Source organism: Streptomyces calidiresistens (genome assembly GCF_014141525.1).
GTDB classification, from domain to species: domain Bacteria; phylum Actinomycetota; class Actinomycetes; order Streptomycetales; family Streptomycetaceae; genus Streptomyces; species Streptomyces calidiresistens.
Genome location: NZ_VKHS01000129.1, coordinates 1 through 9432 on the forward strand (window position 1 = coordinate 1; position 9432 = coordinate 9432).

General features: G+C 70.5%; 19 protein-coding genes. 17 read left to right on the forward strand and 2 right to left on the reverse strand.

Annotated features, from left to right (window positions below; all coding sequences use genetic code 11):
* Nucleotides 1-96 precede the first annotated feature (96 nt).
* From FOE67_RS08245 to FOE67_RS08290, 10 genes are all read left to right on the forward strand, one after another.
* Nucleotides 97-750: a hypothetical protein gene (locus tag FOE67_RS08245; RefSeq protein ID WP_182662015.1), complete on the forward strand. Its 654-nt coding sequence runs from the start codon at nt 97-99 to the stop codon at nt 748-750.
* Nucleotides 747-968 (forward strand): hypothetical protein, encoded by a 222-nt coding sequence (locus FOE67_RS08250; RefSeq protein ID WP_182662017.1) that lies wholly within the window; start codon nt 747-749, stop codon nt 966-968. The genes FOE67_RS08245 and FOE67_RS08250 overlap by 4 nt, the downstream gene beginning before the upstream one ends.
* Entirely contained in the window at nt 965-1159 is a 195-nt protein-coding gene (locus tag FOE67_RS08255; RefSeq protein WP_182662019.1) for a hypothetical protein, read from the forward strand. Before FOE67_RS08250 ends, FOE67_RS08255 begins: the two co-directional genes overlap by 4 nt.
* The gene (locus tag FOE67_RS08260) at nt 1156-1416 is read left to right on the forward strand and encodes a hypothetical protein (RefSeq protein ID WP_182662021.1); all 261 of its coding nucleotides are present in this window, start codon (nt 1156-1158) and stop codon (nt 1414-1416) included. Before FOE67_RS08255 ends, FOE67_RS08260 begins: the two co-directional genes overlap by 4 nt.
* Nucleotides 1413-1874, forward strand: a complete 462-nt coding sequence (locus tag FOE67_RS08265; protein WP_182662023.1) for a hypothetical protein — start codon at nt 1413-1415, stop codon at nt 1872-1874. The genes FOE67_RS08260 and FOE67_RS08265 overlap by 4 nt, the downstream gene beginning before the upstream one ends.
* On the forward strand, nt 1862-2416 hold the full coding sequence (locus FOE67_RS08270) for a hypothetical protein (RefSeq protein ID WP_182662025.1): 555 nt from the start codon (nt 1862-1864) through the stop codon (nt 2414-2416). The genes FOE67_RS08265 and FOE67_RS08270 overlap by 13 nt, the downstream gene beginning before the upstream one ends.
* A 58-nt stretch (nt 2417-2474) precedes the next feature.
* Nucleotides 2475-2615, forward strand: a complete 141-nt coding sequence (locus FOE67_RS08275; RefSeq protein ID WP_182662027.1) for a hypothetical protein — start codon at nt 2475-2477, stop codon at nt 2613-2615.
* A 64-nt stretch (nt 2616-2679) separates the two neighbouring features.
* Nucleotides 2680-3327, forward strand: a complete 648-nt coding sequence (locus tag FOE67_RS08280) for a hypothetical protein (RefSeq protein WP_182662029.1) — start codon at nt 2680-2682, stop codon at nt 3325-3327.
* A 78-nt stretch (nt 3328-3405) separates the two neighbouring features.
* Nucleotides 3406-4122: a hypothetical protein gene (locus FOE67_RS08285; protein ID WP_182662031.1), complete on the forward strand. Its 717-nt coding sequence runs from the start codon at nt 3406-3408 to the stop codon at nt 4120-4122.
* A gap of 150 nt (nt 4123-4272) precedes the next feature.
* Nucleotides 4273-4497: a hypothetical protein gene (locus FOE67_RS08290; RefSeq protein ID WP_228473682.1), complete on the forward strand. Its 225-nt coding sequence runs from the start codon at nt 4273-4275 to the stop codon at nt 4495-4497.
* Between the two features lie 60 nt (nt 4498-4557).
* Here the strand turns inward: FOE67_RS08290 and FOE67_RS08295 are convergent, their stop codons facing one another.
* Together FOE67_RS08295 and FOE67_RS08300 are read right to left on the reverse strand one after the other, a co-directional pair.
* Nucleotides 4558-5010, reverse strand: a complete 453-nt coding sequence (locus tag FOE67_RS08295; protein WP_182662032.1) for a hypothetical protein — start codon at nt 5008-5010, stop codon at nt 4558-4560.
* A gap of 95 nt (nt 5011-5105) precedes the next feature.
* The gene (locus FOE67_RS08300) at nt 5106-5300 is read right to left on the reverse strand and encodes a hypothetical protein (RefSeq protein ID WP_228473683.1); all 195 of its coding nucleotides are present in this window, start codon (nt 5298-5300) and stop codon (nt 5106-5108) included.
* A gap of 203 nt (nt 5301-5503) precedes the next feature.
* Between FOE67_RS08300 and FOE67_RS08305 the strand changes: the two genes are divergently transcribed.
* The 7 genes from FOE67_RS08305 (at nt 5504) to FOE67_RS08335 (ending at nt 9270) form a co-directional block, all read left to right on the forward strand.
* Complete coding sequence (locus FOE67_RS08305) at nt 5504-5938, forward strand: hypothetical protein (protein ID WP_182662034.1); 435 nt, start codon at nt 5504-5506, stop codon at nt 5936-5938.
* A 170-nt stretch (nt 5939-6108) separates the two neighbouring features.
* A complete protein-coding gene (locus FOE67_RS08310) occupies nt 6109-6483 on the forward strand; it encodes a DUF3846 domain-containing protein (protein WP_182662036.1) in 375 nt (124 codons plus the stop codon).
* 167 nt (nt 6484-6650) lie between these two features.
* Nucleotides 6651-7031, forward strand: a complete 381-nt coding sequence (locus FOE67_RS08315; RefSeq protein WP_182662038.1) for a hypothetical protein — start codon at nt 6651-6653, stop codon at nt 7029-7031.
* Nucleotides 7032-7258: 227 nt separating this feature from the next.
* Nucleotides 7259-7660 (forward strand): hypothetical protein, encoded by a 402-nt coding sequence (locus FOE67_RS08320; protein WP_182662040.1) that lies wholly within the window; start codon nt 7259-7261, stop codon nt 7658-7660.
* A 113-nt stretch (nt 7661-7773) separates the two neighbouring features.
* A complete protein-coding gene (locus FOE67_RS08325) occupies nt 7774-8214 on the forward strand; it encodes a hypothetical protein (protein ID WP_182662042.1) in 441 nt (146 codons plus the stop codon).
* 169 nt (nt 8215-8383) lie between these two features.
* Complete coding sequence (locus FOE67_RS08330) at nt 8384-8812, forward strand: hypothetical protein (RefSeq protein WP_182662044.1); 429 nt, start codon at nt 8384-8386, stop codon at nt 8810-8812.
* Between the two features lie 185 nt (nt 8813-8997).
* Nucleotides 8998-9270, forward strand: a complete 273-nt coding sequence (locus FOE67_RS08335; RefSeq protein ID WP_182662046.1) for a MerR family transcriptional regulator — start codon at nt 8998-9000, stop codon at nt 9268-9270.
* Nucleotides 9271-9432 lie beyond the last annotated feature (162 nt).

Sequence of the window (9432 nt, forward strand, 5' to 3'; positions counted from 1 at the left end):
CAGACCCCGCCGTCCCCGCACCGGCTCCCGAAACCCCGGCCGTCCGATGCCCTGGCGTCGACGCCCGTCATGACCACCCGATCTCAACGAGGACCCGTGATTCCGAACCCCTCCGCCATCACCGACACCGACCTCGACGGCCCCTACGGCGACACCCTCCTCACCCTGACCGCGCTGGCCTGCGCCGCCAACGAATACGCCATCGCCCACACCGCCGTCCTGGCCACCGCCCAATCCGTCCTCCCCGGCCGCGTCGCCGACATCGAGACGGTGGTCGGTGGTCACGCCCCCCACCGAGCCGCCCTGCGCGACATCGGCGGCCTCTACGACCGCCTCGTCTCAGACCTCACCGAGCGCTACGAGAACGCGGCCATGGCCTACGCCACCGCCGCCACCCGGGCCACGCTCCTGCTGCTGAACGGCCACCCGCAACGCGGCAGCCTCGTGCGGCGCCAGGCGGGCCGCTGGCTCATACCCGAGGCCCTGCCCGAACTGCACTCCGCACCCCAACTCGCGCAGTGGCAGCGCCTCGACGAACTCACGCACCTGCGCACCCAGCTCGACCGCGCCCGCGACGCCCGGGCCCGCACGGTCGAACTCGCCGGCCTGGCCAACCCCACCAGCGAGCAATACGAGAATCTCCAGACCGCCGAGCGCCAGGCCCTCGTACTCGGCGGCACCGCCCACACCTACGGCGCGTGCGTGGTCGACGCCTTCGTGCACCTCATCCGCAAGGGGGGCACCCCGTGAAGCGCCAGACACAACGGGCCGTGGCCATCCACCCGGACGGCACCGCATGCCGACACGCCCGCCCCGGCCCCGGCGGCCGCCCTCCGGCCGGCTGCCCCGGCCGCACCTCCTGGCGGCCGGTGTGCACCTGCGGATGGGAGGGCCCCGCGCAGCGCACCTCCGGGGCCGCGTCCGGCCAGAACCACGAACACCGGCGCCGGGAACACGGGCCGTGGTGAACGCCCCTGGAGGAGCCGACCCGATCTCCCCGGCCGTCATCGCGGTGGCGATGACCGCAGTGTCCGTGGTCGCCGTGGCCGAAGGTCAACCGGTGTGGGGAGCGGCCGGCCTCCTCGCCGCCTCCGGCACCGCGCTCGTCGCGGTCAACGAGTACCGAAACCTCCGCAACGACAAGGAGCACAACCGATGATCACCGACCTGCGCCGTCGCCTCCGGGCAGCCCGCGGCGCCTTCCTCGAACCCCACCGCGGCCCTCTCACCCACTCCGCCCGCGCCGCCCTGGAGGACCTGGCCGAGCTGCACCCCGGCGCTCCCCACGCCGCCCTGCTGGAGGACGCCCTGTGGCACCGGGCGCGGCTCGTGCGGGCCTTCGCCGAGGGCGCGCAACAGGTCGTCATTCAGCGCCGCACCTGCGGGAACTGCCCCAACTGTGAGGAATCCCGGTGAGGCCCCGCGTCGCCCTGGCGCACGCCCGCCGCGCTTTCGCCCTGTCCCTGATCGCGATCGGCCTCCTGGTCGCCCTCGCCCTGGTCCTGCTGTTCACCACCGGATGGGGCCAACGTCTGACGGCCGACTGGCGAGGCGAAACCGCAGTCGGTGAACGCACCACGGCCTCGGCGTCGTTCCGCCTGGCCACCTACGAGGAGTTCCACGACCTGTGCGCAGCCGTCCAGGGCGCCGAGGGCCAGTTGGCCGCGCTGCGCGCCGAACTCGACGTCGTCGCCCCCGACAGCGGCCGCGCCGACCGGATCCACAGCAGCATCACCGCCGTCACGGCCAACCGCGTGTCCCTGATCGCGGATTACAACGCCCTGGCCCGCCAGGAGCACCGAACCGCTTTCCGCGACACCAACCTGCCCGCCGAACTCGATCCCGACGCCTCGGAGACCTCGTGCACCGCCTGACCCGCTCCCTGATCACCGCCACCGCGGCCGCCGCCGCCCTCCTGCTGAGTGCCTGCGACACCAACTCCTCCTCCCAGTCCCGGGAGGCCGAGACCCGCCAGAGCGGCTACGACCGCCTGGTGGACCGTCAACCGGCGGGCAGCATGGCCTACTCGCCCACCCGGGAGACCATCAACGCCTGGATCGACACCTGGGACGAACCGGGGAAACTCGCGTTCGTCTACATCCAGAACGGCGCCGGCTACGGCTACTTCGTGACCGTCGGCCCCCCGGTCTCCTACTGCGCGATGCTCACGCCCAACTACGAGATCCGCACGCCCTATCAGTCACCGGTCGTGGTGCCCGCCCCCGGCGTGGACGGCGCCTACTACTCCGGTGGCCAGTGCAACGCCTACTACGCCATCGACGCCACCACCGGTGCCTACCTCGAGTTCACCATCGGCGCCAACCAGTCGTTCTTCCTCTACGACCAGCCGATGGATCTCCCCGCGTTCGTGGACGCCACACCGCTGGGGCCCACCCGCGTCGACGACCTCGACTGAAACCGCCCGGGGGGCCGGAAACCCCGGCCCCCCGGCCGCTGCCGAAACACGAGACGACATGATCACCGCACTCCGCGCCCTGCTGCGTCCCCGCACCTGCCACCGGCACATGCGAGACCTCTCCGGCCGCTGCCACCACTGCATCCTGCCGAGCCGCCCCGACCACCACGACCACCTCAGCCGGCGCGGCCTGCGCTGAACCGTGCGCGCCTCCGGGATGCGCATCATCCACCACCCCTGAAACCCCCACCCGAGGAGTCCCGATGCCCCACCCGGCGGCCGACATCCGCGCGGCCCTGAACCACCTCCCGGCCCGATGCCGGTACCACGGCGACGACATCGACCCTCCCAGCCCGGGGCGGGGCCGGGAGTCCTGCTGCGACACCGGCCTACCCGCCGTGCGCCGACGCGCCGCCGAACAGGCGCTCGCGCAGCTCTCGGCAGGCACCTCCCCACCTCCCGAACCGAACGACGGCCACCGGCCCCCCGTACCCCCGACCACCGAGGCACCTCCGAGAACCCGCCTCACGATCGACCAGCTGACCAGCGACGACCTCGACTCCCTCTACGACCGCCTGGAGGATGCCGAGAACCGGGCCCGGAGCAGCCGGGAGCCGACCGCAGAACCCGAAGCCGAGGACGGGCCCGTTCTGCCCGCCCGCCTGCTGAATATCGTCCACCCCGTGCGGCCGTACCTGTCGGGCGCCTGCGAGGTGGCGGCGGCCTGCACCACCACGGCACGCCGGCACCCCCGCATCGCCGAGACCCTGAACGAGCGTGCCGCGTACCTGCACGACCGCTGTCGTCGGACGCACGAGTACACCGGTGAACAGTGCCTGTGCCGATGCCACCACTCCGCCCCCCGGCCATCCGAGCAGCCGACCGCCGACGCCATCGAGGGCAGCCCGTGACCATTGGACCGTTCGGCCCGGTTGTCCCGGCCACCTGGCACTATCGGCACCAACGGCACGACCCCCGGGAGCAGCCCCGTGACCTGCGCCACCTGCACCAGAACCCTCCTCTCCGCCGAAACCGCCGGCGGCCGCGTGGCGTGCTTCCCCTGCGGGATGCGACTGCGCGCCTGGCTGGCCGAGCTGCCCCGCCACCTGCCGATCCTGGAGGCGTCGGTGTACCCCGAGCGCACCGGCCCGCGCACCGGCACCCGAGCCGGCCGTTCCGGCGCCGGAACACCGGTGCGCACCCGCGTGCTGTCCTTCCTCGGCCCCGCCTCCCCGGCCGGGAGCCCTACGGCCCACCACGAGGACCAGGACGATGCACCGACCCTGCGCGGAACCCTGGGGGACTGGGCCGCGGCCGTGGATGCCGAGCGCCGCCCCGCTCGCCCGGCACCCCCGCCCGGCGCCGACATCGAGGCGCTGTGCGGCTGGCTTGACCGGCACATCGACTGGTTGTGCTGCACCCCACAGGTCACCGCGTTCACCACGGAACTGCGCGCACTGGTACGCACCTGTCGGTCGATCACCTCCGTGGTGCCCCGTCGCCGCTCCCTCCCGGCGCCATGCCCTTGCGGCGCGTTCGGCCTGGTCGAGATCGACTGGAGTGCCTACATCGAGTGCGGCGCGTGCGGCCGGCTGCTGACCGGGGAGGAGTACGACCGGCACCAGGCCGAGGTCATGCCGCCCCTGCACCGAACCGCCCTGCTGCTCCTGGCCAACTGGAACACCCGGGAGGAGAACGCACCGTGAGGCCCCGCGCCCCGACCCCGACCGATCGGGGCGCTCCCCGGAACACCGTCCGGCACGCAAAGTGCCGGCCGCCGACGGAGCACGCCGCCCCGGCGGGCCCGTCTCCACCACCTGATCCATCCCACCAGCTCACCGGAGAGGAGAACTCCCATGGTCATGCCCGAGCCGTCCCACACCGTCGACGTGCGGGTCCTGCTCACCGTCGGGGACCAAGCCGAGATCGTGGCCGACGCCCACGATGCCGGGGACCCGGAGCGGTACCCGGCCGCCGAGATCGCCCGGGCGCTGGACGTCGAGCCCCGGGACCTGCCCGGTATGCGGTTGACCGCCGACGTCGGCCGGGACCACCGGCTGACGAACTGGCGCCGTCGCTGAGCCAGAAACACCAGAAACAGGGGGGCACCACCTCGGTGGTGCCCCCCTTCCCGTGCTCCGTCAGGACCGATAGAGGTCCGTGTAGTGCCGCACGCTGCCCGCCGTCCACACGTGACCGCCGCGCAGCGTGGCGACGGGGCGGGGGAACCGGGGGTCCCCTTCCAGCAGTTGCGCGACGTACTGCCGGGACACCGAGAGGTGACCGGCGACCTCTCCGCTCCCCCACAGCTCCAGCGGGCCGGGGTGGGCGATCTCCACCTCTGCCATCTCGGCGGACCGCACCCGTAGATCCACGGGCTCCGCGAACCCGGACGCCGCGGCCTCCGCCACCCGGGCCCGGGCCGTTTCCGCGGCGGCCGGCAGATCGTCCGCCCGCAGCCGCCAAGTGGCCGTCAGACGCCCGGTCCGGGCGTCGTGCACCGTGGTGCCGGGGAACAACTCCCCGAGGTGCCGGCGGCCGTCCTCCGGCACCTCGGGGGCCCGGAAGACGGCCACCGCCTGCCACTCCTCCATCGTTCTCTCCTTCCTTCTCGTGGTGGGCTGTCGGCCCGGGGTGTACGGTCCGGATGAGCGGGGGGCCGCACCACATCTGCGGCCCCCCGCGTTGATCACTCCTCGGGGAAGATGAGCCCGGCTCCGCGCAGCGCGTTGAGCATGTCCATCCACTCACCCTCCGTGATGGGGGTGTGGTGGATGGTGAGGGTCACCATCCCGCGAGAAAAGATCCACATCCCGCTGTGCGCCTGAAAGCACTTGAAGCCCTGGCGCTCCGCAGCGACGAGGATCTGATCCATCCGGTCCACGTTTTCACCTCCTTTCCGTGTCGGCCCCTTGCCGACAACAAGAACAATACACAGTCACTTGACGATCGTCAAGCGAGATTGCCCGATCCTCCCCCGGGCCTCGTGTTGCCTTTTCCCATTCAGAGGTGTAGAGTATTCATCAAGAGAGCGGGGCCGCAAACCCCGATCTCCGATCCATCCCAACTCAACAGAGAGAGGCATCCATGTCGGATCACGACGAAATCCGCATTGAGATCCTGCTCGCGGTCTACATGTCCGCGTACGAGATCCTGACGCACGTCGCGACGCTCCTGCCCGTGCCGTACGTCCTGCCGGTCCCCAGCGAGGAGACCCCCTCCGTCTCCATCCAGGAGATGCAGCGGGCCGTGGGGCGGATGATGGAGACCAGCTCGGCCCTGCCGATGTCACCGGAAGTCCGAACCATGCTCAACGGGGCGTGTACCTACCTGCACGCATCCTCGGACCTGCTCGCGCTCACCATGCACGAGCACCAGCAGCACGGACGGATTGCAGACCTCCGCTCCGAGGGCTGCAAGATCCTGGCAATGGTGGCCGTGAGGGCTCTCCAGCAGCTTGACGCCGCACTCGACTGCCCCGAGGACCACTCGGGGGAGTGGGGGGAGTCCACGGACGGATGACCTGAACGCCGGCGCCCCCGACCCCGCCAGGGTCGGGGGCGCCCGTGTGTCCGGGCCCCCGAAACGAGTGTTGCCTTTTCCTATCTAAGGGTGTAGAGTATTCATCAAGAGAGCGGGGCCGCAAACCCCGATCTCCGATCCATCCCAACTCAACAGAGAGAGGCGGAGACATGCTCTCCATCTACGGAATGGGCCACCTCCCGATCCCGGGGGCGCTGCTCATCACCCCCACCGGCGCGTTCGCCGAGGTGGACGTGCCCGCGAACCGCGCGCACCGCCTGCCGTTCCTCTACGCGGCACTCCGGTGCTCCACGGTCGACGTGGTGCGACTGACTCGGGGGATCGACATGTGGATTGCCGACGAGGCGAGCAACCCGCTCGTCGTCAACCACCCCGCGTCCCGCCTGGCGATCGGGTTCAACCACCCGAGGATGATCGCCGGGAACGCGCTGGTCACGGGCGTCACCAACGACGGTGAAACCCGCAACCTCACGGAGAGGGAGTTCACCCGCCTGCTGGCCAAGCTGGAACGCCTGGCCGGGTGATTAGCGCCGGTGCCCCCGACCCCGCCAGGGTCGGGGGCACCGGTGTGTCCGGGCCCCCGAAACGGGTGTTGTCTTTTCCCATCTAGGGGTGTAGGGTATTCATCAAGAGAGAGGGGCCGCAAACCCCGATCTCCGATCCATCCCAACTCAACAGAGAGAGGGTCATCATGGCTGATGATGCCGAGCACATGGTGGGCGGTCTCGCCGCCACCCTGCACAGCGTTTACGCAACGCTCGTCGCAATCGCGGAAATGCTGCCCATCGGCGTCGGTCTTCCCCTGGAGCGGCACGCGATCCACGTTCCCACCGCCACTCAGGCGGTGCGGCGGCTCGCGGAAATCTCCGGGCGGGTCACCATGGCGCAGGATGACACGAACGCCCTCTACGGGGCGTGCGTGGACTGGCTCGCCGCCGCCGACCTGCTGGAACTCCTTCGGGAGGAGTTGCAGGAATCCGGCCGGATCACGCCCACCCGGTACGACGGGTGCGCTTCCCTGCTGATCCGGGCACAGCGCAGGTCAATGCTGCTGTGGTCCCGGCTCAACTAGTCCACCGGGAAACACCCTCCATCTGAGCGCCCCCGCCCCCATGGTCGGGGGCGCTCCCCTTTCCCCTCGCAGCGTGTTGCCTTTTCCTTGCTCGGTCTGTAGGGTGGAACGCACGAGAAAGCCGGTGAGTGCCGGGCCGAAGCCCAGGGCTCGGGGGCCCTCGCAAAACACTCACCGGCTGATCCATCCAACTCACATAGAGGAAGCCTCCACGGAGGGATGCACCCATGGTAGAGCACGTGTCGCCGCCGAGTCTCACGATCCCGGAGATTGCGGCCGAGTACGGCGTGGCCCCCGAGACGGTACGGGACAGTTGGCGGCGCCACCCCGCCTGGCCCGCCCCGGTCGGCAACAGGGGGCGCGCGCACACCTACGACGCCGGGAGCGTCGCGCGCTTCGTGCGCGCCCACAAGCGCAGGCCGGCCCCTTCCGGCCTCCAGCCCGACCAGCTCTACACCGCCCGGGAGTTGGCCGAGATGCCGGGGATGCCCGCCTACGGCTCCCTGCGGGCCCTGAAGTCGAAGGGGCGCTGGCCCGGCCCCGACGGATCCAAGGGAGGGTCCGACGCCTGGTTGGGGAGCACGGTGGGTGACGCGCTGGCGAACCTCGGCGCGTACACCCGGGGCTGACCCTCGAATCCCGTGTTGCCTTTTCCCTTGTTGGGGTGTAGAGTATTCATCAAGAGAGAGGGGCCGCAAACCCCGATCTCCGATCCATCCCAACTCAACAGAGAGAGGTCAACATGGCCGACCAGCCCCACGGCAGCTTCGGGGTGGCGCTCGCGCACTACGCGGAGACCTACGGCATGCTGCTCCACGTCGGGGAAATCCTCCCCGTCCCCTGCCGGCTGCCGGAACTCCCGGACCTCGCCGGTCCCTCGGCGCTGGACCAGGCGGACCACGCCGTTCAGCGACTCGCGGAACTCGCGAACGACCTGCCGCTGTCGCGGATGGTCCGCACCTACCTGCGGGCCATGTGCTGCCACCTCCAGGCCGCCAGCGACCTGCTGTTCATGGTCGATCAGGACATGGGGGTCGGGCAGTACGTCGAGCTGCGGGTGCACGCCATCACCCTGAACACCGTCCTCGCCCAGGGTGCCGCCCACTTCATCGACTCCGAGCTGTGCGAAGAGGAGCACGAGGAGGAGTGCTGGCAGCGACCGGCCCCGCCCGAGGAGGAGTGACCTGAACGCCGGCGCCCCCGACCCCGCCAGGGTCGGGGGCGCCCGTGTGTCCGGGGCCCCCGAAACAGGTGTTGCCTTTTCCCATCTAGGGGTGTAGGGTATTCATCAAGAGAGAGGGGCCGCAAACCCCGCTCTCCGATCCATTCCAACTCAACAGAGAGGGGTCAAAATGGCCGACGGAGAAGAGATCCTTCTCATGGGGATGCTCAGGCTCTACGCACGGGTCTACCTGGCGCTGGCCCACGTGGCCACGCTCCTCCCCATCCCGGTGGAACTGCCGGTGCCCAAGGAGGACGGCGACGGAGTGGACTCCCGTACCATCAGTCGAGCGATCCGCCGCCTGGGACGCATCGCCCCGGATGTGCCCCACCAGGGCGAAGGAGTGCGACGCCTCCTCCGGGATGCATGCATGGAACTCGCCACCGCCGATGACCTGCTGGTCCACGCCCACCAGGAGATGCACGAAGGCACGGTGGATCGCCTCCGAGTGGACGGCATCGGAGCAGCCCTGATCCGAGCGTACGAAGCCGTGGAACAGGCGCACTCGCGTCTCGACTGCGACGACCCCCACCCGGACGGACTGTCCAACATCGGGTAATCGGGCGAGGCGTCCCAACGGCAGGTGCCCGTCACCCCCGCCAGGGGTGGCGGGCACCTGCTCGAACAGAAATTCGAGGACGTCCTTGACGTGATCGTCTCCGTAGCGTGAAATGGATGCCAGCGCCACACGTATGTCGGCCCCCGCCCTCAGCGGGGGCCGCGCTGCGTTTCGGGGGAGGTGACGTGGACACCGAACCCCTCCTCACCACCGCTCAGGCCGCAGAGATCGCCACCATCTGGCGACGCATCGCCTCCCGAGGCCGCGCCGCCGCAGTCAGCCCATCCGCCGTCAGCAACTGGGCGGCACGCCGACACCTCGCCGCCGCCGGCCTCACCCCCGACGGCCGCCCCCTCTACCGCCTGGGCGCAGTGGCCCGAGCAGAGGCCGCCACCCGGGGCAGGGCCCTACGCCTGGTGGGCCTCCCCGACTCCGCCCCCCGCAACACAGCCGCCTGATCGGCCCCACGAACCGACGCCCCGCACCATGGCGCGGGACGTCGCGGCTGCCGCCCGCCCACGGTGCGGGGAGGCGGGCGGCAGCCATCCACTCTGCGCCGACCCCTTCGGACGATGACACATCCCACTTGGCCCCCACCGTCACCCGACACACCCCAGCCG